This is a genomic window from Piscinibacter gummiphilus, assembly GCF_032681285.1.
Taxonomy (GTDB): Bacteria; Pseudomonadota; Gammaproteobacteria; order Burkholderiales; family Burkholderiaceae_C; genus Rhizobacter; species Rhizobacter gummiphilus_A.
On sequence record NZ_CP136336.1, the window covers coordinates 2022310 to 2046885 of the forward strand.

The 24576-nt window shown below is 70.0% G+C and carries 17 protein-coding genes; 11 read left to right on the forward strand and 6 right to left on the reverse strand.

Features of this window, described 5'->3' with window-relative positions; genetic code table 11:
• Positions 1-4: 4 nt before the first annotated feature.
• Positions 5-1606 carry an MFS transporter gene (locus RXV79_RS09560; RefSeq protein ID WP_316703197.1) on the forward strand — a complete coding sequence of 534 codons (1602 nt, stop codon included), beginning with the start codon at positions 5-7 and terminating at the stop codon, positions 1604-1606.
• On the opposite strand, the gene RXV79_RS09565 is transcribed toward RXV79_RS09560, so the two are convergent.
• From RXV79_RS09565 to RXV79_RS09575, 3 genes are all read right to left on the reverse strand, one after another.
• Positions 1607-1945 carry a hypothetical protein gene (locus RXV79_RS09565; RefSeq protein WP_316703198.1) on the reverse strand — a complete coding sequence of 113 codons (339 nt, stop codon included), beginning with the start codon at positions 1943-1945 and terminating at the stop codon, positions 1607-1609. It abuts the gene before it with no gap.
• Positions 1946-2024: 79 nt separating this feature from the next.
• Positions 2025-2492, reverse strand: a complete 468-nt coding sequence (locus tag RXV79_RS09570) for a disulfide bond formation protein B (protein ID WP_316703199.1) — start codon at positions 2490-2492, stop codon at positions 2025-2027.
• A 10-nt stretch (positions 2493-2502) separates the two neighbouring features.
• The gene (locus RXV79_RS09575; protein WP_316703200.1) at positions 2503-2961 is read right to left on the reverse strand and encodes a RidA family protein; all 459 of its coding nucleotides are present in this window, start codon (positions 2959-2961) and stop codon (positions 2503-2505) included.
• 45 nt (positions 2962-3006) lie between these two features.
• Between RXV79_RS09575 and RXV79_RS09580 the strand changes: the two genes are divergently transcribed.
• The 8 genes from RXV79_RS09580 to RXV79_RS09615 all read left to right on the forward strand — a co-directional run bounded on the left by RXV79_RS09580 (position 3007) and on the right by RXV79_RS09615 (position 19267).
• On the forward strand, positions 3007-5415 hold the full coding sequence (locus RXV79_RS09580; protein WP_316703201.1) for a DNA internalization-related competence protein ComEC/Rec2: 2409 nt from the start codon (positions 3007-3009) through the stop codon (positions 5413-5415).
• 102 nt (positions 5416-5517) lie between these two features.
• On the forward strand, positions 5518-6954 hold the full coding sequence (locus tag RXV79_RS09585) for a circularly permuted type 2 ATP-grasp protein (RefSeq protein WP_316703202.1): 1437 nt from the start codon (positions 5518-5520) through the stop codon (positions 6952-6954).
• 1 nt (position 6955) lies between these two features.
• Complete coding sequence (locus RXV79_RS09590) at positions 6956-7930, forward strand: alpha-E domain-containing protein (RefSeq protein WP_316703203.1); 975 nt, start codon at positions 6956-6958, stop codon at positions 7928-7930.
• A 15-nt stretch (positions 7931-7945) separates the two neighbouring features.
• Positions 7946-8788, forward strand: a complete 843-nt coding sequence (locus tag RXV79_RS09595) for a transglutaminase family protein (protein WP_316703204.1) — start codon at positions 7946-7948, stop codon at positions 8786-8788.
• Positions 8789-12202 (forward strand): transglutaminase family protein, encoded by a 3414-nt coding sequence (locus tag RXV79_RS09600; protein WP_316703205.1) that lies wholly within the window; start codon positions 8789-8791, stop codon positions 12200-12202.
• Between the two features lie 125 nt (positions 12203-12327).
• Complete coding sequence (locus RXV79_RS09605; protein ID WP_316703206.1) at positions 12328-15987, forward strand: DUF2339 domain-containing protein; 3660 nt, start codon at positions 12328-12330, stop codon at positions 15985-15987.
• Positions 15977-17326, forward strand: coding sequence for a DUF3999 family protein (locus RXV79_RS09610; RefSeq protein ID WP_316703207.1), 1350 nt, complete (start codon positions 15977-15979; stop codon positions 17324-17326). The genes RXV79_RS09605 and RXV79_RS09610 overlap by 11 nt, the downstream gene beginning before the upstream one ends.
• A 36-nt stretch (positions 17327-17362) precedes the next feature.
• Positions 17363-19267 (forward strand): B12-binding domain-containing radical SAM protein, encoded by a 1905-nt coding sequence (locus RXV79_RS09615; protein WP_316703208.1) that lies wholly within the window; start codon positions 17363-17365, stop codon positions 19265-19267.
• Here RXV79_RS09615 and RXV79_RS09620 read toward each other — a convergent pair.
• On the reverse strand, positions 19264-19887 hold the full coding sequence (locus RXV79_RS09620; RefSeq protein ID WP_316703209.1) for a TetR/AcrR family transcriptional regulator: 624 nt from the start codon (positions 19885-19887) through the stop codon (positions 19264-19266). The two genes, RXV79_RS09615 and RXV79_RS09620, sit on opposite strands and share 4 nt — an antisense overlap.
• Before the next feature lie 106 nt (positions 19888-19993).
• Between RXV79_RS09620 and RXV79_RS09625 the strand changes: the two genes are divergently transcribed.
• Positions 19994-21466 carry a 2OG-Fe(II) oxygenase gene (locus RXV79_RS09625; RefSeq protein WP_316703210.1) on the forward strand — a complete coding sequence of 491 codons (1473 nt, stop codon included), beginning with the start codon at positions 19994-19996 and terminating at the stop codon, positions 21464-21466.
• Positions 21463-22077, forward strand: coding sequence for an HD domain-containing protein (locus RXV79_RS09630; RefSeq protein WP_316703211.1), 615 nt, complete (start codon positions 21463-21465; stop codon positions 22075-22077). The genes RXV79_RS09625 and RXV79_RS09630 overlap by 4 nt, the downstream gene beginning before the upstream one ends.
• A gap of 48 nt (positions 22078-22125) precedes the next feature.
• Here the strand turns inward: RXV79_RS09630 and RXV79_RS09635 are convergent, their stop codons facing one another.
• Together RXV79_RS09635 and RXV79_RS09640 are read right to left on the reverse strand one after the other, a co-directional pair.
• Positions 22126-22617 carry a hypothetical protein gene (locus RXV79_RS09635; RefSeq protein ID WP_316703212.1) on the reverse strand — a complete coding sequence of 164 codons (492 nt, stop codon included), beginning with the start codon at positions 22615-22617 and terminating at the stop codon, positions 22126-22128.
• 61 nt (positions 22618-22678) lie between these two features.
• Complete coding sequence (locus tag RXV79_RS09640) at positions 22679-24487, reverse strand: diguanylate cyclase domain-containing protein (protein WP_316703213.1); 1809 nt, start codon at positions 24485-24487, stop codon at positions 22679-22681.
• Positions 24488-24576: the final 89 nt, after the last annotated feature.

Below are 24576 nucleotides of genomic sequence, written 5' to 3' on the forward strand. Positions count from 1 at the left end.
GCCGATGCAGACAACGGCACAGCTCTCGCCCGAATCTCCCTGGGCGCCGCTGAGCCAGCCGGTGTTCCGCATGCTGTGGAGCGTGTGGCTCACGGCGAACATCTGCATGTGGATGAACGACGTGGCGGCGGCGTGGATGATGACCTCGCTGACCACCTCGCCCATCATGGTGGCGCTGGTCCAGTCGGCGTCCACCTTGCCGGTGTTCTTCCTTGGCGTGCCGAGCGGCGCGCTGGCCGACATCCTCGACCGGCGCAAGTACTTCATCTTCACGCAGTTCTGGGTGGCGGCGGTCGGCGTGCTGCTGTGCCTGGCCACTGCGAGCGGCCACATGGGTGCGCCGCTGCTGCTCCTGCTCACCTTTGCCAACGGCATCGGCTTCGCGATGCGCTGGCCGGTGTTCTCGGCGGTGATCCCCGATCTGATTCCGCGGCATCAGCTGCCCTCGGCGCTGGCGCTGAACGGCATCGCGATGAACACCTCGCGCATCTTCGGCCCAATCCTGGCGGGCGCCTTGATCGCGAGCCTGGGCAGTGCGTGGGTGTTTGCGCTGAACGCGGTGCTGTCGGTGATCTCGGGCTTCGTGATCATGCGCTGGAAGACCGAGCCGAAGGCGAGCGCCTTGCCTGCCGAGCGATTCTTCGGCGCGATCCGCGTGGGGCTGACCTACGTTCGGCAATCGCAGGCGATGCATGCGGTGCTGTTTCGCATCACCGCGTTCTTCCTGCAGGCCGTGGCGTTGACTTCGCTCTTGCCGCTGATCGCCAAGCACATGGTGGGCGGCGGGGCGGGCACCTTCACGCTGCTGCTGGCGTCGATGGGGTTCGGCGCGGTGGTCGCCGCGCTGATGATGCGCCGCATCCGCGCCGTGATGGACGGCGACGCCCTGGTGCGCAACGGCACGGTGCTGCAGGCCGTCTCGATGCTGGTCGTTGCCTTCGCCCCCAACATCTATGTCGCCGCGCCGGCCTTGATGGTCAATGGCATGACGGTGATCTCGGTCGCCAACTCGCTGGCGGTGTCGGCCCAGCTCGCCTTGCCCAACTGGGTGCGGGCGCGTGGCATGTCGGTGTACCAGATGGCCTTGATGGGCGGCGGTGGCATCGGGGCGGCGCTCTGGGGCCAGGTGGCCACCTTCAGCGACGTGCGCACGAGCCTCGTGATCTCCGCGGTCGGTGGAGTGGTGCTGATGCTCGCCGTCATCCGCTACCGCCCGCGCGCCGAGGCGGACATGGAAGACCTCACGCCCTCCAGCGCCTGGAAGGCGCCCGAGATGCCGCCCGGTGTGCAAGGCCATGACGGCCCGGTGATGACGACCATCGAGTACCTGATCGACCCCGCGCGTGCCGACGACTTCATGGCGGTGATGCGCGAGACGCGGAGCAGCCGCCTTCGCCAGGGCGCGCTCTCATGCGAGGTCTTCCGCGACGCCACCGTGCCCGGCCGCTACGTCGAGCACATGCTCGACGAATCGTGGATCGAGCACCTGCGCCGCTTCGACCGCGTGACCGCCTACGACGTGGCGCTGCGCGAGCGCCGCCTGTCGTTCCACATCGGCGCGGAGCCGCCGCGCTTGACGCGCAGCCTCGCCGAAGCGATGGATTGATCAGCGCTTGCGTGCGGGAGCGCGCTTGCGCGGCGCCGGCTTCGCGGGCTCGGCCTCGGCGGGCTTGGCCAGGGCCAGCGGTTCGGCGCCGGCCGTCGCGGCCTTCGTGTCGGCCGTGCCGCCGCTCCAGCTTGGCAAGGGCCAGCTGCTCGCGACGGGGAATGCCGACAGCATCATGGTCCACCACGAGTGCGTGGCGCTGAGCATCGCTTCCCAACTGCGGGCTTGCAAGGCGATGGCCTGCTCGGGCGTCCACGGCGCGCGCCACAGCGAAGGGTCGTCGATGGCGGGCGGGTCGCCCGGTGCCGGGGCCCAGAGCGAGTTCCAGTGCCACATCATGGTGCGTGCTCCTCGAGACAACGAATGAGGGCAGCTTACTTGGCGCTCGCGACAAGCGCCAGCATGACCTTGTGTCGCGCTATCGCTTGCGGATGACGGCCACGCTGACGACGGCCAGCACGACGAAGACCGCCAGGCTCCAGAAGTCGTAGGGAATCCCCATCAGCGAGACCGCCGCGTCGGCGCAGCTCGCGCGGGCGAGGAAGACGTCGGGCCAGAGGCTGTCGAGCTTCATCGCGATGACGATCCGGTCGGCCACCGTGAGGGCGCAGGACGACGAGGCTGCGGCCTGGAAGTGCTGCCACAGCGCCGCCGCGATGCCGCACAGCAAGAACACGAGCGCCAGCACCCCGGCGATGCGCGTCGACACGAAGCCCACCCCGCACACCAGCGCGACGGCCAGGAAGATCACCCGCTGCAGGATGCACCACGGGCACGGCTCCATGCCGTAGACGTGCTGCGACACGAGCGCCGCGCCCACGGCGGCGATGCTGAGCACGGCCATGCCGAGCAGCAACAGGCCTGGGCGTTGCAGCAGCGCTTTCATGCCGGGGCCTTCATTCAGCGACTTCGGCGATCAGCTCGATCTCGACGCACGCGCCGAGCGGGATCTGCGCCACGCCGAAGGCGGCCCGCGCATGCACGCCGGCCGGCCCGAACACCTCGCCCAGCAGCTCGCTGCACCCGTTGGTCACGAGGTGGTGCTCGGTGTAGTCGGGCGAGCTGTTGACAAGGCTCACCACCTTGACGATGCGCTTGACCTTGTTCAGATCGCCCACCGCGGCGTGCAGCGTGCCCATCAGGTCGATGGCCACGGCGCGTGCAGCCTCTTTGCCGGTGGCGGTGTCCATGTCGCGGCCGAGCTGGCCGACCCAGGGCTTGCCGTCGCGTTTGGCAATGTGGCCGGAGAGGAAGACGAGCGAGCCGGTGCGCACGAAAGGCACATAGGCGGCAACGGGCACGCCGACGGCGGGCAGCTCGATCCCGAGGGACTTCAGACGGTCGTAGGCGGACATCGCGGTGCAGGCATTCGTGGGGGTCGCAAATCCTACACTGCACCCATGGGAGGAAAACAAAGGGCCCGGCACGCCGCCGGCATGGGCTTGGCATGGCTTGCGGGCGTGGCGGCGCAGCTGCACGAACGCGCGTTGCTGCCGCTCGAGGCCTATCAGACTTTGGTGCTGGGGGCACTGCTCGGCATTGCCGTCGGGTGGCGCTGGCAGCGCCTGCGCGTCTTGTGGATCGTGGCGGCACTCGCCGCCGGCATGGGGGCGAGCGGCTGGCGGGCGACGCTGCGCCTGGCCGATGCCTTGCCGGCGGCGATCGAAGGGCACGACGTGGAGCTGGTCGGCGTGGTCGCGAGCCTGCCGCAGCGGTCGGCGGCGGGCCTGCGGTTTCGTTTCGACGTGGAGTCGGCCACGCTGCAGGGCCAGGCGGTACAGGTGCCGACGAAGGTCGCGCTCGGCTGGTATGTCGGCTGGCACGAAGACGGCGGCCTGAGCGATCCGCAGCTCTCGCTGCGGGCGGGCCAGCGCTGGCGCTTCGTGGCGCGCTTGCGCCAGCCGCACGGCAACGTGAACCCGCACGGGTTCGACTACGAGCTGTACCTCTTCGAACAAGGCCTGCGCGCAACAGGCTACGTGCGGGCGAACGACCGCGCCGCACCGCAGATGCTCGACGCGAGCGCCGGCCGCTGGGTCGACCGCCTGCGCCAGCGGGTGCGCGATGACATCGACGCCCAAGTGAGCGACCCTCGCTCCGCCGGGGTGCTGGCGGCGCTGGCGGTGGGCGACCAGTCGGCCATCGAGCGCGAGGATTGGCAGCTCTTCCGCAACACCGGCGTCGCGCACCTGATGTCGATCAGCGGCTTGCACGTGACGATGTTCGCGTGGCTGGCGGGCCTCGCCGTGGCGGCGGTGTGGCGGCGCAGCGCGCGTGCGGTGCACCTGTGGCCAGCGCCCTGGGCCGGGCGGGTCGGCGGGCTGCTGGCGGCCACGGCCTATGCGGTGTTCGCAGGGTGGGGCGTGCCGGCGCAGCGCACCGTGTGGATGCTTGCCACCGTGACCTTGCTGCACCTGAGCGGGCGGCGCTGGCCGTGGGCGATGGTGCTGCTGGTGGCGGCGGTGGTGGTGAGCGCGCTTGACCCGTGGGCCTTGTTGCAGCCGGGGTTCTGGCTGTCGTTCGTGGCCGTGGGGCTGCTGATGGCCTCGGAGCCGGTGCAGCGGGCCGCCGAGCGTGCCCCGGCGCAGCGCTGGTGGCCGCGGTTGTGGGAGGCGGCGCGAGGCGGCCTGCGCACGCAGCTCGTGGCCACGCTCGGCCTCACGCCGCTCAGCCTGGTGTTCTTCCAGCAGGTGTCGCTCGTGGGGTTCGTGGCCAACCTGGTGGCGATCCCGCTCGTCACGCTCGTCATCACGCCGCTTGCGCTGTTGGGTGTGGCCCTTGCGCCGCTGTGGCGGGTGGGGGCGCTGGTGCAGGAGGCCTTGAGCCAGGGCCTGGCGTGGCTGGGTGCGATGCCCGGCGCGGTGTGGCTGGTGCCGGCCGCGCCCCTGTGGGCGCAGGCCGCGGGGCTGGCCGGCGCGGCGCTCCTCGTGCTGCCGCTGCCGTGGCGCATGCGGCTTTTTGCGGTGCCGCTCGTGATGCCCTTGCTGCTGCCCGTGCCGGCGCGCCCCGAGGCCGGCCGCTACGAGATGCTGGCGGTCGACGTGGGACAGGGCACCGCGGTGCTGGTGCGCACTGCGAAGCACCTGCTGGTCTACGACGCCGGCCCGCAGTACTCGCGCGAAAGCGATGCCGGCGAGCGCGTGCTCCTGCCGCTCTTGCATGCGCGGGGCGAAACGCGCGTCGACCGCCTGGTGCTGAGCCACCGCGACCTCGACCACGTGGGCGGCGCCAGGCCCTTGCTGCACGGGCTGCCGGTCGACGAGCTGCTCAGCTCGCTCGAAGACGCCCACCCGATCCGGGCGCTGGCACGGCGGCCGGTGCGCTGTGCGGCCGGCCAGCGTTGGGCCTGGGACGGCGTGCAGTTCGAGGTGCTGCACCCGCGCGTGGACGACTACGAACGCTCGCTCAAGTCCAACGCGATGTCGTGCGTCGTCAAGGTAAGCGGGCCGCAGGGCACGCTGCTGCTGACGGGGGACATCGAGCGCCAGCAGGAGGGCGAGTTGCTCGCCACAGCCTCCGCCGGAGCCCTGCGCAGCGACGTGCTGCTGGTCCCGCACCACGGCAGCCGCACCTCGTCGACCGCGGCGTTCCTCGACGCGGTGGCGCCCAAGGTGGCGATCGTGCAGGCCGGCTACCGCAACCGCTTCGGCCACCCGGTCGACGAAGTGATCGGGCGGCTGAAGGCACGCGGCGTGCACATCGAGACGAGCGCCGCCTGCGGCGCCTGGCGGTGGAACGGCGCCGACAGCACCTGCGAGCGCGATCGGGCGCGGCGCTACTGGCACCACCCTCTCACCCGAGGCGAGTAACCTCCGGGCGAGCATCGGGCCGCGTGCGCGCCGGGATGGGTGCGAATGGCCTGCGCAATTGGCCTGCTTTTTGCTACCCTGCCTGCGAGGAGACCAAGACCCATGCGACCCAGCTTCGACGAGATGCAGGCCACCAGCACCAGCGTGCGAGACCACTACCGGGTCTACGACCGTTGGCTGGCGCAGCAGCCCCGCGATGTGATGCGCTCGCGGCGTGAAGAAGCCGAGATGATCTTCCGCCGCGTGGGCATCACCTTCGCGGTCTACGGCGCGAAAGACGAAGACGGCTCCGGCACCGAGCGGCTCATTCCCTTCGACCTGATTCCGCGCGTCATCCCCGCGGCCGAGTGGACCGAGATGGAGAAGGGCCTCACGCAGCGCGTGACCGCGCTCAACCGCTTCATCCACGACGTCTACCACGAGCAGGAGATCATCCGAGCCGGCATCGTGCCCGCCGACCAGATCTTCAAGAACGCGCAGTTCCGGCCCGAGATGATGGGCGTCGACGTACCCGGCGGCGTCTATTCGCACATCAGCGGCATCGACATCGTGCGTGCGGCCAATGCCGACGGCAGCGGCAGCTACTACGTGCTCGAAGACAACCTGCGGGTGCCCAGCGGCGTGAGCTACATGCTGGAGAACCGCAAGATGATGATGCGGCTCTTCCCCGAGCTCTTCAGCCAGCATCGCGTGGCGCCGGTCGCGCATTACCCCGACCTGCTGCTCGAGACGCTGCGGGGCGTGGCGCCCGCGGCCGTCAACGACCCGACGGTCGTCGTGCTCACCCCCGGCATGTACAACAGCGCGTACTTCGAGCACGCCTTCCTCGCCCAGCAGATGGGCGTGGAGCTGGTCGAGGGGCAAGACCTCTTCGTCAAGGACAACTTCGTCTACATGCGCACCACGCAGGGCCCGAAGCGGGTCGACGTGATCTACCGCCGTGTCGACGACGACTTCCTCGACCCGCTGGCCTTCCGCGCCGATTCCACGCTCGGCTGCGCGGGCCTGCTGAGTGTGTACCGCGCCGGCAACGTGACGCTGTCGAACGCCATCGGCACCGGCGTGGCCGACGACAAGTCGATCTACCCCTACGTGCCCAAGATGATCGAGTTCTACCTGGGCGAGAAACCAATCCTCAACAACGTGCCCACGCACCTGTGCCGCGAGGAAGAAGACCTCAAGTACGTGCTCGACCACCTGCCCGAACTCGTGGTGAAGGAAGTGCACGGCGCCGGCGGCTACGGCATGCTCGTCGGCCCCGCGGCCACCAAGGCCGAGATCGCCGACTTCCGCAAGGCGCTCGAAGCCAACCCCGCCGGCTACATCGCGCAGCCGACGCTGAGCCTGTCCACCTGCCCCACCTTCGTCGAAAGCGGCATCGCGCCGCGCCACATCGACCTGCGGCCCTTCGTGCTCTCGGGCAAGGAGGTGCAGATGGTGCCCGGCGGGCTCACGCGCGTGGCTCTGAAGGAAGGCTCCCTCGTCGTCAATTCGTCGCAGGGCGGTGGTACCAAGGACACATGGGTGTTGGAGGCCTGAAATGCTGTCAAGAACTGCTGACCACCTCTTCTGGATGGCGCGCTACATGGAGCGCGCCGAGAACACCGCACGCATGCTCGACGTCAACTACCAGACGTCGTTGCTGCCGCAGTCGGCCGACGCCGCCGAGAACGGCTGGCGCGGCCTCTTGAGCATCTCGGAACTGAGCCACGACTACACCACCCGCTATGGCGAGGTCGACGCCCGCAAGGTGATGAGCTACATGGTGAGCGACGAGAAGAACCCGTCGAGCATCTACAACTGCCTGCTCGCCGCCCGTGAGAACGCACGTGCCGTGCGGGGCACGCTCACCACCGAGGTATGGGAGACGCAGAACCAGACCTGGATCGAGTTCCAGCGCATGCTGCGCAACAAGGCCTTCGAACGCGACCCGGGCGATGCCTTCGAGTGGGTGAAGTTCCGCTCGCACCTCTCGCGCGGCGTGACGGTGGGCACCATGCTGCAGGACGAAGCCTTCCACTTCCTGCGCATCGGCAGCTTCCTTGAGCGCGCCGACAACACCGCCCGCATGCTCGACGTGAAGTTCCACGCGGTCGAGAGCGAGTTCTACGGCGCGGGCACCGGCAATGGCGCCGCCTCGCGCGACCAGGAGTACGACTTCTATCACTGGTCGGCGATCCTGCGCTCGGTGTCCGGCTTCGAGGTCTACCGCAAGGCGTATCGCAACGTGATCCGGCCCGAGAAGGTGGCGGAGCTTCTGATCCTGCGCGCCGACATGCCGCGCTCGCTTGCCTGCTGCATGGACGAGGTCGTTGCCAACCTCAAGCGGGTGGCCAACGAGCAATCGCACGAGACGCTGCGGCGCGCCGGCCGCCTGCAGTCTGACCTGCGCTTCGGCCGCATCGACGAGATCCTCGCGACCGGGCTGCACGCCTTCCTCAGCCAGTTCCTCGAACGCGTGGGCACGCTGGGGGTGGGCATCAGCCGTGACTTCCTCGTGCCCGTCGCCGCCTGACGTGAGACGTGCTGGATGAAACTCAGCATCCAACACGTCACGCACTACGACTACAGCGCGCCGCTGCAGTACGCCCTGCAGTCGCTGTGCCTCACACCGCAGGGGAGCGCGCACCAGACGGTGCACGAGTGGTCGGTGAGCGCGCCGGCACCGCTGCACGCGCAGCGCGACGGCTACGGCAACCTGGCCCACACCTGGAGCCTGGCGCGGCGCAGCTACGGCAGCGCGGTGCGCGCGGGCGGCACGGTGGAGACGCACGCCTCGCCCTGGCTGGTGGACCAGGCCACGCCCAGCCAGCTCTACCTGCGCAGCACGCCGCTCACCGCCGCCGACGAGCGGCTGAAGTCTCTCGGCCGTGTGCACCTCGCCGACGGGGTGAGCGAGGCCTCGGCGATGGCGCTGGCGCACGCCGTGCTGAAACGCGTGCGCTACCAGCCGGGCATGACCGATGTGCAGACCACGGCGCAGCAGGCCTGGGAGCAGGGCGTCGGCGTGTGCCAGGACCATGCCCACGTCTACCTCGCCGCCTGCCGTGCCAATGGCGTGGCCGCACGTTACGTGAGTGGCTATTTCTACGCGCCCGATGCGCCGCACCTCGCAAGCCATGCGTGGGTCGACGTGTGCGTCGACACCAATGCCTGCCGCTGGCTCAGCGTCGACATCACCCACGGCTGCCTGATGGACGAGCGCCACGTGCGCCTGGCCGTCGGCCTCGACTACGCCGCCTGTTCGCCCATCCGCGGCGTGCGCGAAGGTGGTGGTGACGAAACCATGCGCGTGCGCATCGACATCCGCCAAGCCGGCGAACCCGCCGCGCCTCCTTTTTCTCAGCAGCAGACCCAAGCCCCGGAGCCCTGAATGTCCATCCACGTCGCGCTCAACCACGTGACCCACTATCGGTACGACCGGCCGATCAACCTGGGGCCGCAGGTGGTGCGGCTGCGCCCGGCGCCGCACTCGCGCACGCGCATCCTCAGCTACTCGATGCGCGTCGAGCCCGCCACGCACTTCATCAACTGGCAGCAGGACCCGCAGAACAACTACCTCGCGCGCCTCGTCTTCCCTGACAAGACCACGAGCTTTTGCATCGAGATCGACCTCGTGGCCGAGATGTCGGTGCTCAACCCGTTCGATTTCTTCCTCGAACCGTCGGCCGAGAATTTCCCGTTCACGTATGACGAATCGCTCGCGCACGAGCTGGCGCCGTACCGGGTGAAGGGTGAGCTCACGCCGGCGCTCGCAAAGTACCTCGCGAGCATCCCGCGCGAGAAGAAGCAGACCACCAACTTCCTGGTCGAACTCAACCAGCGTCTGCAAGGCGACATCGGCTACCTCATCCGCATGGAGCCCGGCGTGCAGACGCCGGAGGAGACGCTCACCAAGAAGAGCGGCTCATGCCGCGATTCGGGCTGGCTGCTGGTGCAGATCCTGCGGCACCTGGGCCTCGCGGCGCGCTTCGTTTCGGGCTACCTGATCCAGCTCAAGAGCGACGTGAAGTCGCTCGACGGCCCGAGCGGCACCGAGGTCGACTTCACCGACCTGCACGCCTGGTGCGAGGTCTACCTGCCGGGCGCCGGCTGGATCGGCCTCGACCCGACTTCGGGCCTTCTCGCCGGCGAAGGCCACATCCCGCTCGCATGCTCGCCCGACCCCTCGTCGGCCGCGCCCGTGACGGGCGCGCTCGACGAATGCGAGACCGAGTTCGAGCACCACATGAAGGTCACCCGCGTTTGGGAAGCGCCGCGCGTGACGCTGCCCTACACCGACGCGCAGTGGGCCGACATCGAAGCCCTCGGCCACGAGGTCGACGCCGACCTGCGCCGCCACGACGTGCGCCTCACGCAGGGCGGCGAGCCCACCTTCGTCTCGGTCGACGACCGCGACGGCGCCGAATGGAACACCGAAGCCCTCGGCCCCACCAAGCGCGTGCTGGCCGCCGACCTGATGGACAAGCTGCGCGCCAAATACGGCGACGGCGGCCTGCTGCACTACGGGCAGGGCAAGTGGTACCCCGGCGAGCAGCTGCCGCGCTGGTCACTCAACCTCTTCTGGCGCAAGGACCGCGAGCCGATCTGGGCCAACCCCGAGCTTTTCGCGAGCGAGCACCACGACTACGGCATCACCGACGTCAAGGCGCAGCAGTTCCTCTCCGGTGTGGCCAAGCGGCTGGCCCTGGACCCGAAGTACGTGTTCCCGGCGTATGAAGACGTCTGGTACTACCTGTGGCGCGAGCGCAAGCTGCCGACCAACGTCGACCCTTTCGATGCGCGCCTGTCCGACGAGCTGGAGCGCGATCGCATCCGCAAGGTCTTCTCGCAAGGGCTCGACAAGGTCGTGGGCCACGTGCTCCCGGTGCTGCGCAACCCGACCGGCGCCACGCGCTGGCAGACGGGCCCCTGGTTCCTGCGCAGCGAGCGCTGCTACCTCGTGCCCGGCGATTCACCGCTCGGCTATCGGCTCCCGCTCGACTCGCAGCCCTGGGCTTCGTCGGCCGATTACCCGTGGACGCACCAGCCCGACCAGACGCAGCCTTTTGCGCCGTTGCCGCCGTACCGGCGCTTGCGCTATGCGATGGCCGATCAAGAGCCGGGCGCAACGGCTGCGTGGCAGGAGCCGGCGACCACGGGCTCGACCTTCGGTGAACGCTCGCGCGCAGCGCTGAACGGCAAGGCCGCCGGTGCCACCGCGACCACGGCCCAGGAGGCGCCTCGCGCGCCGACACGCTTCGAGTCGGCCGGCTGGATCACCCGCACCGCGATGTGCGCCGAGCCGCGCAACGGGCGGCTCTACGTCTTCATGCCGCCGACCTCGGCGCTGGAGGACTACCTCGAGCTCGTCGCCGCCATCGAAGACACCGCCGCCGAGATGAAGCTGCCGGTGATCCTCGAAGGCTACGAGCCGCCGAAGGACCCGCGCCTGTCGACGCTGCGCGTGACGCCCGACCCCGGCGTGATCGAAGTCAACATCCACCCGGCGCACAGCTGGGAAGAGCTCGTCGACCAGACGACGCACCTCTACCAGGCCGCACACGAAACGCGCCTGTCGACCGAGAAGTTCATGGTCGACGGCCGCCACACCGGCACCGGCGGCGGCAACCACTTCGTGCTCGGTGGCGCGACGGTGGCCGACTCGCCCTTCCTGCGCCGGCCCGACCTGCTCGCGAGCATGGTGGCCTACTGGCACAACCACCCAGCGCTGAGCTATCTCTTCTCGGGCCTCTTCATCGGCCCGACGAGCCAGGCGCCGCGCATCGACGAGGCGCGCAACGACTCGGTCTACGAGATCGAGATCGCCTTCGCCGAGTTGCAGCGCAAGACGGCCGAGGGGCCGGGCGCATGCCCGCCGTGGCTGATCGACCGCCTGCTGCGCAACCTCCTGATCGACGTCACCGGCAACACCCACCGTGCCGAGTTCTGCATCGACAAGCTCTACTCGCCCGACGGCCCCACCGGCCGACTGGGGCTGCTCGAGATGCGTGCCTTCGAGATGCCGCCGCATGCGCGCATGAGCCTCACGCAGCAGCTCCTGATGCGCTCGCTCGTGAGCCGCTTCTGGCAGCAGCCCTATCAGCCGCAGCGCCTGAAGCGCTGGGGCACCGAGTTGCACGACCGCTTCATGCTGCCGCACTTCGTGTGGCAAGACCTGTGCGACGTGGTCGAGGAGCTCAACCAGTTCGGCTACGCGATGAAGCCCGAGTGGTTTGCGCCGCACCTCAACTTCCGCTTCCCGCGCCTGGGTGACTTCAACGCGATGGGCGTCGACGTGGAGCTGCGCCTCGCGCTTGAACCCTGGCATGTGATGGGCGAGGAGGGCGCACCCGGCGGCACGGTGCGCTTCGTCGATTCGTCGGTGGAGCGCGTGCAGCTCAAGGCCACCGGGCTGGTGAGCGACCGCCACGTGCTCACCTGCAACGGCCGCGTGGTGCCGATGCAGCCCACCGGCAAGGTGGGGGAGTTCGTGGCTGCCGTCCGCTACCGGGCCTGGGCGCCGCCCTCGGCCCTGCACCCGACCATCGGCGTGCACGCGCCGCTCACCTTCGACCTCGTCGACAGCTGGATGGGCCGCTCGCTCGGCGGCTGCCAGTACCACGTGGCCCACCCGGGCGGGCGCAACTACGACACCGCGCCGGTCAACGCCTATGAGGCCGAGGCGCGGCGCCTGGCGCGCTTCTTCCGCATTGGCCACACGCCGGGCTCCATGCGCGTGCCGAAGGAAGAGCGCAACCCGAACTTCCCGTTCACGCTCGACCTGCGGCGCGCCGTGCACGAGTAGGCGGTACTGCGCTGCTGCACCGGCAGCGCCATCGTTCGATACCCCGGCCCGCCCCCCAAAGGCGGGCCTTTTTCATCGAGGCCCCACCTCCATAATCGGCCGCCAACAAGGCAGGGGGAGACACGATGATGTTCATCTTCGGTGTGATCGGTGCGGTGCTCGGTTTGCTGATGGGCGAACTGATCGGCGGGCTGATCGGGTTGGGCGTCGGCATCGGGATTGCGTCGATGCTGAAGAAGAGCGATGCGTCGGCATCTGCGAAAGACGCACCCCCTGCTGCCGTCAAACCACCCGCCCCCGCAGCCGTTCCGATGGAAACGCGGGTCGCGCGACTGGAGCAGGAGGTCGCCCTGCTGCGGGCCGAGGTGAAGCGCCTCTCCAGCGCGCCACCGGCTGCGGTGACGAGCAAGGTCGCCGAGCCGGCCGAGGAGCCGATGGCGTTCGACCTGCCCGATCTGGAACCCGCCGCACCTGCGCCGCTGCCGGCACCTGCACCCTTCGTGCTGCCACCGGCTCCGGTAGCCGCCCCCATCGCGCAGGCGGCCCCCGCGGTGGCGGCGGTGCCGGTTCCCGTTCCTGCTGCCGTGACCGCTCCCGTTCCCGCGGCTGCACTGGCGCCGGCACCACGGCCGGCCCCCAGCCCGCGGCCTGCACCCGCGCCGCAGCCCACGCTCGAAGAGCGCATGCCGCCGCTGCTGCGCAAGCTCGTCTTCGGTGGCAACACCATCGTCAAGGTGGGTGTGCTGATCCTTTTTCTCGGCCTGGCGTTCCTGCTGCGCTATGCGGCCGAGCGCGTCACCGTGCCGGTGGAGCTGCGCTATGCCGGCGTGGCGCTGCTCGGTGGCGTGCTGCTGGTGCTGGGCTGGCGCCTGCGTGAGCGCAAGGATGGCTATGGCCTGATCCTGCAAGGCGCGGGCATCGGCGTCTTCTACCTCACGACGCTCGCGGCCTTGAAGATCAGCCAGCTGCTGCCGCCCGAGCTGGCGTTCGGCTTCCTCTTCGCCGTGACGCTCCTGAGTGCCGTGCTCGCGATGGCGCAGAACGCGCCGTGGCTCGCCTACGTGGCGGCGGCCGAAGGCTTCGCGGCGCCGGTGCTGGTGTCGACGGGCAGCGGCAACCACATCGCGCTCTTCAGCTACCTTGCCATCCTCGACATCGGCATCTTCCTGATGGCGTGGTTCCGGGCATGGCGGCCGCTCAACCTCATCGGCGCGGTCGGCACCTTCACGCTGGCCGGTGCCTGGGCGCACAAGCACTACACCGACGCGCTCTACCCGAGCGTGCAGGGGTTCCTGTTGTTTTTCTTCGTGCTCTTCACGCTGGTAGGCGTGCTGTTCGCGCGCCGCGCGCTCGCGCTCGGCAGCGAGCCCGACCTGCGCCACCCGCTCGGGCAGCGCGCCGCGCAGACGCTGGCACAGGTGGGCCGTGTCGACAGCACGCTGGCCTTCGGCGTGCCGCTGGCGAGCTACGGTCTGCAATACCTGCTGGTGCGCGGCTGGGAGTTCGGCCCCGCGTGGGCGGCGCTCGGTTTCTCGCTCTTCTACCTGCTGCTCGGCGGCGTCTTGCTGCGCGGTGGGAACGTGCGCTACGCGCTGCTCGGCGAAGCCTATGTGATCGTCAGCGTGATCTTCGGCACGCTGGCCATTCCGCTGGCACTCGAAGGCGAGTGGACGGGGGCCACCTGGGCCGTGGAAGCCGCGGGCATGTACTGGCTCGGCGTGCGCCAGGCGCGCCGCTACGCGCGGGCCTTCGCGCTGCTGGTGCTGGGCGCGGCCACGGTGCGGCTCGTGAGCGCGCTCGGCTTCGACTTCACGCCCGGCACGCCGCTCTTCACCGGCTCGGTGCTGGGGGTGCTGCTGCTGGCGGTCAGCGCCGGGCTGATGTTCGTCTTGGGCCGCCGCGCCGGGGTCGACCGACAGGGCGACTGGGAGGCCGCCGGCGTGATCGGCCAGCTTTGGATTGGCCTGGCAGCGCTGGCGCTCTCGGCCTGGCTTGTGCTCGTGCCGCAGTGGGCCTGCGTCGCCACCTCGCTGCTGGCCTTCGCGTGTGCCTGGGTGCAGGCGCGCAAGCCCTTGCCGGCCCTGCAATGGGCCAGTGCCGTGCTGCATGCGGTGGCGCTGGCGGGCTTTGCCACCACGCTGCATGCCGTGCACGGCGAGGCCATGCTCAGCAATGGCTGGCAGGGCTTGGTCGCGGCCTGCGTGATCGGCGTGAGCCTCCTGGTCAGCACCTGGCTGCCGCTGAGCGCGGCATTGCGTGAAGCCGAGGCGCGGCAGACCACGCCGCAGTGGTCGCTGGGCAGCAGCATCGGCTTGCTGGCGGGCATCGCGGTGCTCGCGGGCAGCCTGCTCTTCGTGATGCCGGCCGACATCGCGGCGCGTGTCTGGCCTTGGTTGGGCGTGCTGGCGCTCTGGCTGGGCCTGCGCCTGCACCACCCGGCACTCGCCGTGGCGTGGGCGGCGTTGCAGGTCGCGGCCGCGCTCGCCTTCGGTGTCTATGGCCCTGAACTGTGGGCCGACACAGGGGCGGGCCTCACGCTGTGGACGCCGCTGATCCTGTCGCTCGCCGGCTTCATCTCGGGCGACGCCTTGCAGCGCTCGGCGCGTCAGCCGCGCGCCGCCGCGTGGCAGGGTGCCGTGGGCCTGCAATGGGGCGTGGTGGTGTGGAGCCTCGTGTGGTGGTTGCAGACACTGCTGCCCGATCTCTACCGCCACCTGCAGCACACGCAGAAGGCCTGGGTGTTGATGTGGCCGGCAGCGCTCACCGGCTGGGTGCTCGTCACCTCGCTGCTGATGACCGCCGTGGCCCGCTGGCGCGAGTGGCGCGTGCTCGGGCAGGCGGCGTGGGCCACCGTGCCGGGCTGGGCCATCACCGCGGCGCTGGGCGTCGGGCTGATCGGCTTTGCGCCGCACGAGCACCTGGGCTGGCTGGTGTGGCCGCTGGCACTGCTGTGGCATGTCGTGCTGCTGCGGGCGCTGTCGCGCTGGTGGCCCGAGCCTGTGATCGCGCCTTTGCACGTGGGCGGCTTCTGGCTCTTCCTGCTGCTGGCGGCGCGCGAGGCGCAGTGGCTCACCGCGGGCCTGGGCGATGCCGGTTCCGCCTGGCCGCTGCTGGGCTGGGTGATGGTGCCGGCGCTCGTGCTCTCGCTGATCACGCGGCCCTCGGTGCTGCAACGCTGGCCGCTCGCGAGCTTCCGCGTGCCCTACCTGCTGGTGGCCTGCGTGCCGGTGGCCGTGTACCTGCTGCTGTGGCTGTGGGCGAGCAACACGCGATCGGGTGAGGCCGCGCCGCTGCCGTATGTGCCGCTGCTCAACCCGCTGGAGATCGGCCACGGGCTCGTGCTGCTGGCGCTCTTCCTCTGGCACCGCGCCTTGCCGGCCGGCACGCAGCTGCCGCGCCAGGCACTGCTGGCCGGCCTGGGCGCCACCGCCTTCGCGCTCTACACCGGCATGGTGCTGCGCACCTGCCACCACTGGGGCGGCGTGCCGTGGGAGAGCGGGGCGCTGATGGCGTCGACGCTCACGCAAGCCGCGCTGTCGGTCGCCTGGGCGATCGTGGGTGTGGCGCTGATGATGCTGGGCCACAAGCGCGTCGAGCGCGCGGTGTGGGTCGTGGGCGCGGCGCTGCTGGGTGTGGTGGTGCTCAAGCTCTTCTTCGTGGAGCTGGCCGACAGCGGCGGCCTGTACCGCATCGTGTCGTTCATCGTCGTCGGGCTGTTGCTGCTGCTCGTGGGCTACTTCGCCCCGGTGCCGCCCAGCCGCAAGGAGGCTGCGCATGCGGCGTGAACTGATCGCGGCCGTGCTGGCCTGTGCGATGCCCGCCTGGGCCGGTGAAGCGCCGCTGGCCGTGCAGGGCCAGGCCGCCTACTACGGCGTGACGCTGCCCTTGGCGGTGCTCGCCCAAACGCGGCAGGCCGACCTGGTCGACATCCGCGTGCTCAACGCGCGCGGCGAGCCGGTCCCGCACGCGTGGGTCGAGGGGCCTGCACCGACCGTTGCCGAAGCGCAGCAGCACACCGTGCCGTTCTTCCAGGCGCCGGCCGCGGCCTCGGCCACCACCGCGTCGCAACAGGGCGGCTGGATCCTCGACCTGCGCAAGGTGACGGGCGCGATGCTCGAGCTGCGGCTGAGCGTGGCGCCCGGCACGCACGGTGTCTACAGCTTCGCCATCGAGGCCAGCGACGACCTGCAACGCTGGCGCGTGCTCGACGGTGCGGCGCAACTGCTCTCTTTGCAACACCAGGGCCGGCGCCTGGAGCACACGAGCTTCGACCTGGCCGGCGTGCATGCGCGGTACCTGCGCCTGCGCCCGCAGGCCGGAAGCCCCGTGCCGCCGCTGAACGGCGCACAGGTGCGCAGCGTCACCCATGACCAGCCGGTGCCGCCGTTGCAGTGGAGCGAGCCCATCGGGCCGACGCAATGCACCGCGCAGTACTGCGACTACGCCGTGCCGCGTCACCTGCCGCTGGAGCGGCTGGAGTGGCAGCTGTCGGCCGCCAACACGCTTGCGCCGGTCGACCTGCTGGTGCAGTACGAGCGAGGCGATGCCACCTCGACGCCACAGCATTCGCGCCGCCACCGTTTGCGCGACCAGCTGCGCGGCGTTCGCCACAAGGATGCGCCGGTCGATCCGGCCAGCACCTGGAGCCCGCTGCTGCGCACCACGGCGTACTGGCTGCGCCTGCCCGAGGGTGAGCTGCGCTCGCCGGCCCTGCGGCTCGATGCCGGCGCGGTGACGCAGCTGCGCGTGCAGCCGGTCGGCGGCATGGTGCAGCTGGGCTCGCAGCCGCCGACGATCCGCATCGGCGCGCAGGCGGCGCGGCTCGTGTTCCTGGCGCGCGAGCCCGCGCCGTACCGACTGGCCTGGGGTGGTGAGGCGGCCCCGGCAACCTCGCTCGGCCAGCTCATGCCCACGCGCAAGGCCCACGATCCACTGCCCGTCGACACGGCCACCGTGGTGATGACGCCAGCGCCCGCGGCGGCACCCGTCGCTCCGGAGGCCAGCGTGGCACCGGCGGCGCCTGCGCCGTCGCGCAAGCTGTGGCTGTGGGGCGTGCTGCTCGCCGCCTTGTCGGTGATGGGCGTCATGGCCTGGCAACTGCTGCGCCCCGCGAAGACCGGCTGAAGCTTGACGGCATGGGGTGCGTGGCAGACTCGCCCCATGCCCATTGCCGTTGCCCGCGTGCTGGCCGTCATCCCGCCGATGACGCAGCTCAACACGCCGTATCCGTCCACCGCTTACCTCACCGGCTTTCTGCGCTCGCGTGGCGTCGATGCGGTGCAGGAAGACCTCGCCTTGGCGCTCGTGCTCAAGCTACTGTCGGCCGAAGGGCTGGTGCAGGTCCGCGCCGAGATCGAGGCCATGCCGGCGTCGAAACGAACACGGCAGGTCCTGACATTCATCGAGCAGTTCGACCGCTACCGCACCACCATCGGGCCGACCATCGCCTTCCTGCAAGGCCGCGACCCGACGCTTGGCCACCGCATCGCGAGCCGCGGCTACCTGCCCGAAGGAGCACGCTTCGAGTCGCTCGACGTCTACATCGATGAAGACGGCGGCGACCCGCTCGCCTGGGCCTTCGGCGCGCTCGGCATGCAAGACCGCGCACGGCACCTCGCCACGCTGTACCTCAACGACCTGGCCGACGTGCTGCGCGATGCCATCGACCCACGCTTCGAGTTCGTGCGCTACGCCGAGTCGCTCGCGCAGAGCCAGCCGAGCTTCGACCCGCTGGCCGAGGCGCTGGCCCAGCCGCTCAACCTGGTCGACCGAACGCTGGTCGACCTGACCCTGGCCGCCGTGGCGCGGCACCAGCCGGATGTGCTGCTGCTGTCGGTGCCGTTCCCGGGCTCGGTGTACGCCGCCTTCCGCATCGCCCAGGCGGTGAAGGCACGGCACCCGCACATCACCACCGCACTCGGTGGCGGTTTCGTCAACACCGAGCTGCGCGAGCTGAGCGAGCCGCGGGTCTTCGACCATTTCGACTACGTCACGCTCGATGCCGGCGAGCGCCCCTTGCTCGCGCTGCTGGAGCACCTGCAAGGCAAACGATCACGGCAGCGCCTGGTGCGCACCTTCCTGCGCGAAGAAGGGGTGGTGCGCTACGTCAACATGATGGAGCCCGACATCGCCTTCGCCGAGGTCGGCACGCCCACGTGGGACGGGCTGCCGCTGCAGCATTACCTCTCGCTGCTCGACATGCTCAACCCGATGAACCGGCTGTGGAGCGACGGGCGCTGGAACAAGCTCACCGTGGCCCACGGCTGCTACTGGAAGAAGTGCAGCTTCTGCGACGTGAGCCTCGACTACATCTCGCGCTACGAGGGCGCTTCGGCCGCCCTGCTGGCCGACCGCATGGAAGCCATCGTGCGCGAGACCGGGCAGACCGGCTTCCACTTCGTCGACGAAGCCGCGCCACCCAAGGCGCTGAAGGCGCTCTCGGCCGAGCTCATCGCGCGCCAGCTGTCGGTCTCGTGGTGGGGCAACATCCGCTTCGAGAAATCGTTCAGCCCCGAGCTGTGCCAGCAGATGGCCGACAGTGGCTGCATCGCGATCTCGGGCGGCCTGGAGGTGGCGTCCGATCGGCTGCTCAAGTTGATGAAGAAGGGCGTGTCGGTCGAGCAGGTGGCGCGGGTCACCAAGTCGTTCACCGACGCGGGCATCCTGGTGCACGCGTACCTGATGTATGGCTTCCCCACGCAGACCGTGCAAGACACGGTCGACGCGCTCGAATACGTGCGCCAGCTCTTCGAGCAGGGTTGCATCCAGTCGGGCTTCTTCCATCGCTTCGCCTGCACCGTGCATTCGCCCGTCGGCCAGCACCCGGAGGAATACGGTGTGACGCTGCAGCCGCTGCCGCCCGTGAGCTTTGCCAAGAACGACATCGGGTTCATCGACCCCACCGGCACCGACCACGACGCCCTGGGCGTGGGGCTGAAGAAGGCGCTCTACAACTTCATGCACGGCATCGGGCTGGAAGACGACGTGCGCATGTGGTTCGACTTTCCGGTGCCCAAGCCCAAGGTGCCGCGGCACTACATCGCGCGCGCCTTGGCCCTGGCTTAGGCCTTTCGCTTCGGGGCGGCCTCGATGCCCTGCGTGGCGAATGCCATCGCGGCCTGGGCCGCATAGCCGGCCGGCATCACGTTGGCCGCGGCGCTCGACAGCTGGAAGCTGCCTTCCATCAAGGCCACCAGCCCGGCGGCGAGGGTGGGTGCTGGGTCGGTGCTGCGGCGTTTTTCGGCGAGGCAGGCTGACAGCAACCGCGTGAGCAGGGCGAGTTCCTGCGCGATGGCCTGCTCGTAGAGCACACGCACCTCGGGCTGGCGCACGGCCTCGGCGCCGATCATCACCCAGGCGGCCACCATGTCGGGCGCGGCGCCGGTGCCCAGCCCCAGCCGCGCCTGCACGTAGGCCTGCAATCGCTCCATCGGCTCGGCGGCGCTTGCCGATTGGCTTTCGAAGCGCGTGCGGGCGAACTCGACGACCGCCGCCACCAGCGAGACCAGGATCTCCTGCTTGCTCTTGAAGTGGTAGTGCAGGAGCCCCGGCGTCAGGCCCGCCTCGCGGGCGATGGCCTGGATGGTCGCCTTCTCGTAGCCGTGCCGGGCCATGACCGGCAGCATGGCCGCCACGATGGCGGCGCGCCGGCTCTCGGTGTTGGTGGTGCTGGGGGTGCGGGGCATGACGTCGATTAATTGGCTGAATGACCAAATTATCGTTGCAATCGGCGGAGGTGGCCGCTAGAGTGGCGATAAATTGGTTGCGTGACCAAATATGAGAGGGAAGGCGATGACGATTCTCGATGCCGGTGCCGGCTTCTGCGTGGTGATTCCCGACTTCCTGTCGGCGCAGGAGTGCCGCGAGCACATTGCGCGCAGCGAGGCACGCGGGTTCAACGCGGCGGCGAGCCACTACCCGCCCTCGTACCGCAACAACGACCGGCAGGTGGTCGACGACCCCGCGTTCGCGCGCCAGATGGGCGAGCGCCTGGCCGGACACGTGCCCGCACGCCTTGAACACGAGGGGGAGACCTGGGCCTTCGACGGCATCAACGAGCGCTTCCGCTTCTGCCGCTACCGCGCCGGCCAGCAGTTCAACCTGCATCAGGACGGGGTGCATCACCGCGGGCCTGGGTTGCAGTCGCGTCTCACCTTCATGGTCTACCTCACCGATGGCGACGCCTTCGACGGGGGCGACACGCTCTTCTACTCGGCTGGCCCCGCGGGCGACGCGAACGGTGCCCCGGCGCGGCTGATCGGCCGGGTGCGGCCGCGTGCGGGCAGCCTCATCCTCTTCGACCACCGCCTGTGGCATTCGGGCGAGACGGTGAGCCGCGGCGTGAAGCACATCCTGCGCAGCGACGTGATCTATCGCCGGCACGAGGCCGCCCCCGCGCCGAGCCCGCGCCCCTTCGAGCCGGGACACCAGGGCTACGTCTGGGCCCTGGCACGCCTGGGCGACGACCTGCTCGCCAGCAGCGGGCGCGACACCTCCATCCGCCTGTGGCGCGACGATGGCCGTGCCGCGGGCCAGCTTGTCGGGCATCGCCAATCGGTGCTGGGGCTCGCGGCCTTGCCCGGTGGCCGGCTGGCGTCGATCTCGCGGGACGGCGACCTGCGCTTGTGGTCGGTGGCCGACCGCGCCTGCATTCGCACGGTCCCGGCCCACGAGGGCAGCGGGCTCACGGTGGCCGCGCTGCCCGACGGCGCGCTTGCGAGCGGCGGTGCCGATGCGCAGGTGCGTCTCTGGCGTGCCGACGGCGAGCCGCTTGCCACGCTCAGTGGCCACACGGACTGGGTGTGGTCGGTCGCCGCCGTCGGCCGCGGACTCCTGGCCTCGGCCAGCGAAGACGGGACGGTGAGGCTGTGGGATCGTGCTTCCGGCCGTTGCGTGGGCACGCTGCCCGGCGCGTCGCCGTTGCGCGACCTGCTCGTGCTGCCCGGCGGCGATCAACTCATCTGCGCCGACATCGAAGGCCGCCTCGACACCTGGGCGCGCAGCGGCAGCACCTGGACGCAGACGCACACGATGCAGGCGCACGGCGCCGCCGTGCGGCGGCTGCGCTGGCTCGGCGACGGCATGCTCGCGAGCGCCGGTGAAGACAACCGCGTGCGCGTGTGGCGCCTGGCCGACCGCACCTTGCTGGCCGAGTCGTGCCACGACAATTTCGTGACCGACGTGCTGCCGCTGCCGGGCGCCTACCTCAGCTGCTCCTACGATGGCCGCATCGCACGGCACGCACCACCCGAGGTTCACGCATGAACGATCTCTTGTCTTCCTGGCAATCGGCCTGGGGCCTCGTCGGCCTGGTCGAGCCGCCCCGCAGCACGTTCGACGCGCTGTGCCGGGCCTACGCCGAGCCGCAGCGCCACTACCACACGCTGCAGCACCTGCGGGAGTGCCTGGCCCAGGACGGCGAGATCGAGCGGCTGGCCGAACGCCCGGGCGAGGTGCTGCTTGCACTGTGGTTCCACGACGCCGTGTACGACACGCATGCCCGCGGCAACGAGGCCGCCAGTGCCGAGTGGGCGCGCGACACCGTGGCCGCCGCTGGCAGCCGCGAAGCGGGCGACCGAGTGCATGCGCTCATCATGGCGACCGAGCACCACGCGGTGCCCTCGACTCGCGATGCCAAGGTCATGGTCGACGTGGACTTGTCGATCCTCGGCGCCGATGCCGCGCGCTTCGATGAATACGAGCGCCAGGTGCGCGAGGAGTACCGCCACGTGCCCGAGCTCCTCTTTCGCACCAAGCGGCGTTCGGTGCTGCAAGGCTTCCTCGCGCGGCCCAGGCTCTACAACACCGAGGCCTACGTCGACCGGCTGGAAGCGAAAGCTCGCGAGAACCTGCGCCGTTCCGTCGAGAGGCTTTGAGCGCGCCTGCTCCTGGGACTTGTTGAAGAGAGCCCTCGCGGCCCTCTGTCACACGCAGCTGCGTGCGACCAGTTGGCCCTTGAGGTAGGCCCGCCGCACGGTGCCGGCCGCGATGGCTGCGGCCACGTCCTTCGAGTAGCGCTCGGCACCGCTCAGCTTGCGCACCCACTTGCGATAGGGCACCACGCCTTCGGCGGCGCTGCGCACGCTGCCGATGGCTTCGTTGGTGGCGAGCGTGACGCCGCGTTCGATGAGGCTCGGGTTGGCAGCGGTGGGGGGTGTGTCGAGGTCGGCCCCGAGCAGTTCGTCGAGCGCCTTGATCTCCGCTGCGAGCGCGGTGCAGCTCGCGTCGATGGGCGGGGCATACGGGCGCGCCGCCACGGCCACCAGCAGCGGCGGGATGGGCGCCTGCACGAGGTTGAGGTCGTTGAGCGGCGTGATGGCCGCATCGGTCACCGGCTTGGTGTCGACCTGGGCGCAGGCGCCCAGCAGCAGGGTGATGGTGAGGGCGAGGGCGAGGGTGGGGCGTGGGGTGTTCATGCGGCGCAGGGTACCAGCGGCCCGCGTGCACGGCGAGCGTCGAAACCCCAGGGTGCCAGCGTCACACCGGCAGCAGCGAGACCTGGTCGCGGCCGGCTTTCTTGGCGCCGTGCAACTGCGCATCGGCCTGTGCGTAGAGCTGTTCGCGGCTCAGCGGCGAGCCGAGTGGCTGGCCCCACCATGCCACCCCGAAGCTGGCGGTGACGATCCCGGTCGGGCTGCCCGGGTGCGTGATGTGCAGCTGGCGGATGGCATGGCGCAGCCGCTCGACGAACTGCCGTGCGCCTTCCTTCGTGGTCGCGGTGAAGAGCAGCCCGAACTCCTCGCCGCCGAGGCGGAAGAGCAGGTCGCCCGAGCGGCGCAACTCGGCACGCACCGCACCCGAGACGGCGCGCAGGACCTGGTCGCCCGCAGCCTGGCCGAGCAGGTCGTTGAAGGCCTTGAAATGGTCGAGGTCGAAGATGCAGAACGCCAGCGGCTCCTGGCGTGGCGCGTAGTCGAGCAACTGGGCGCAGAAGTCGTTGAAGTGACGGCGGTTGAAGGCGCCGGTCAGCTCGTCGGTGACCGACACCTCGTACAGGCGGCGGTTGGCGGCATCGAGTGCTTGGGCACGCTCTTTCAGCTGGGCTTCGAGCTTGCCGACCAGCGCCTGCTGGGCCAGACGGGCGCGGCGCTCGACGGCCACCTTTTCGAGGCCCAGCGCGTCGAGCATGTCGGACAGGCCCAGCGCGAGCAGCAACATCGCGAAGGTGGCCCCGATCTCGATCCCCCAGGTGCTGAACCCGTTGATGGGCACGAGCGCGGTGACCTGCGCGAAGTAGCCCAGCGCGCCCAGGCACAGCAGCGCGAAGGCGGCGACGTAGAAGCGCGCCGGGCGATGGCCGTGCAGCGCCAGCCGCGTGGCGAGGGCCAGCGTCAGGCTGCTCAGCAGCAGGCTGGTGACCCAGCCGAGCATCACGGTGAGGGCGTGGTACCCGGTCAGCGCCAGCAGGGCAGCGCCCACGTTGAGCGCGACCAGCACCTGCACCGCCATCAGCCACGGCCGGATCAGGTGATCGCGCAAGCGCAGATACGAGAGGGCGAAAAGGCCCATCGCGGCGAAGGCGGCGCTGCTGGTGAGGGTCAGGAAGCCGTTGTTGAAGTCGGGTGCGCCGGGCCACACGTGCTGCCAGACCTTGCCGTGCGAGGTGAGGCTCCACAGCAGGAGCCAGCCGGCGCAGTGTGCGTAGTGGCCGATGGCCTTCTGGCGCGTGACGCCGAAGAGCAGCAGGTGAAAAAGGCCGAGCGCCAGCACGCTGCCGTGGAAGAGCGTGAGGAGGGTGTCTTCGCGCACCATCGCGGCGTCGAAGCTGCTGCGGCTGTGCAGTGTGATGGGCAAGGGCTCGAAGAGGCCGTCGTGCGTCGACAGGCGCAGCCACACTTCGACCGTTTCGCGCGGCGCGAGCTGCAAGGGCAGGGCGATGTGACGCTGCGGCAATGGTTGTTGAGCGAAGGGCAGGCGATCACCGCCATGCACCTGCTCGACCCGGCTGCCGCCCAGGCGCAGCACGTGCCAGTGCGCATGGTCGTGGCGGGGGTGGCCGAGGTCGATCACCGCATCGGCGGGCTGAGGGCTGGTGTTGGTGATGCGCCAGCGCACCCAGAAGGCCGAGGGCTTGTAGCCGAAGGCCAGTGCGTTGCCGCGGCCGTATTGCCAGCCGCCGGCGGCACGGGCGCCGTTCAGGTCGAGGCGGGTGCTACGGTCTTCCAGCCACTCCGCTTGCGGCACCAGGTTGAGCGCCGAGGCCTGGGGCTGCCAGGGCAGGGCTTCCAGAGCCTGGGCGCCGGCCAGGCCGACGAGCCCGGCCAGGCCGATGGCGAGTCGCGCCACGGCCCGACGCCAACCCCCAAGCCCAGGCACGCGTGCAGACATGACGGCTTATCGACCCGGCCCGGCCGCGGTTGAGCGCCCAGGCGCGC

What these genes read in the sequence shown, in the direction of transcription:
- RXV79_RS09560 (WP_316703197.1), top strand. Translation starts at nt 5, where the DNA reads ATGCAGACAACGGCACAGCTCTCGCCCGAATCTCCCTGGGCGCCGCTG.
- RXV79_RS09565 (WP_316703198.1), bottom strand. Translation starts at nt 1,945, where the DNA reads ATGATGTGGCACTGGAACTCGCTCTGGGCCCCGGCACCGGGCGACCCG.
- RXV79_RS09570 (WP_316703199.1), bottom strand. Translation starts at nt 2,492, where the DNA reads ATGAAAGCGCTGCTGCAACGCCCAGGCCTGTTGCTGCTCGGCATGGCC.
- RXV79_RS09575 (WP_316703200.1), bottom strand. Translation starts at nt 2,961, where the DNA reads ATGTCCGCCTACGACCGTCTGAAGTCCCTCGGGATCGAGCTGCCCGCC.
- RXV79_RS09580 (WP_316703201.1), top strand. Translation starts at nt 3,007, where the DNA reads ATGGGAGGAAAACAAAGGGCCCGGCACGCCGCCGGCATGGGCTTGGCA.
- RXV79_RS09585 (WP_316703202.1), top strand. Translation starts at nt 5,518, where the DNA reads ATGCGACCCAGCTTCGACGAGATGCAGGCCACCAGCACCAGCGTGCGA.
- RXV79_RS09590 (WP_316703203.1), top strand. Translation starts at nt 6,956, where the DNA reads ATGCTGTCAAGAACTGCTGACCACCTCTTCTGGATGGCGCGCTACATG.
- RXV79_RS09595 (WP_316703204.1), top strand. Translation starts at nt 7,946, where the DNA reads ATGAAACTCAGCATCCAACACGTCACGCACTACGACTACAGCGCGCCG.
- RXV79_RS09600 (WP_316703205.1), top strand. Translation starts at nt 8,789, where the DNA reads ATGTCCATCCACGTCGCGCTCAACCACGTGACCCACTATCGGTACGAC.
- RXV79_RS09605 (WP_316703206.1), top strand. Translation starts at nt 12,328, where the DNA reads ATGATGTTCATCTTCGGTGTGATCGGTGCGGTGCTCGGTTTGCTGATG.
- RXV79_RS09610 (WP_316703207.1), top strand. Translation starts at nt 15,977, where the DNA reads ATGCGGCGTGAACTGATCGCGGCCGTGCTGGCCTGTGCGATGCCCGCC.
- RXV79_RS09615 (WP_316703208.1), top strand. Translation starts at nt 17,363, where the DNA reads ATGCCCATTGCCGTTGCCCGCGTGCTGGCCGTCATCCCGCCGATGACG.
- RXV79_RS09620 (WP_316703209.1), bottom strand. Translation starts at nt 19,887, where the DNA reads ATGCCCCGCACCCCCAGCACCACCAACACCGAGAGCCGGCGCGCCGCC.
- RXV79_RS09625 (WP_316703210.1), top strand. Translation starts at nt 19,994, where the DNA reads ATGACGATTCTCGATGCCGGTGCCGGCTTCTGCGTGGTGATTCCCGAC.
- RXV79_RS09630 (WP_316703211.1), top strand. Translation starts at nt 21,463, where the DNA reads ATGAACGATCTCTTGTCTTCCTGGCAATCGGCCTGGGGCCTCGTCGGC.
- RXV79_RS09635 (WP_316703212.1), bottom strand. Translation starts at nt 22,617, where the DNA reads ATGAACACCCCACGCCCCACCCTCGCCCTCGCCCTCACCATCACCCTG.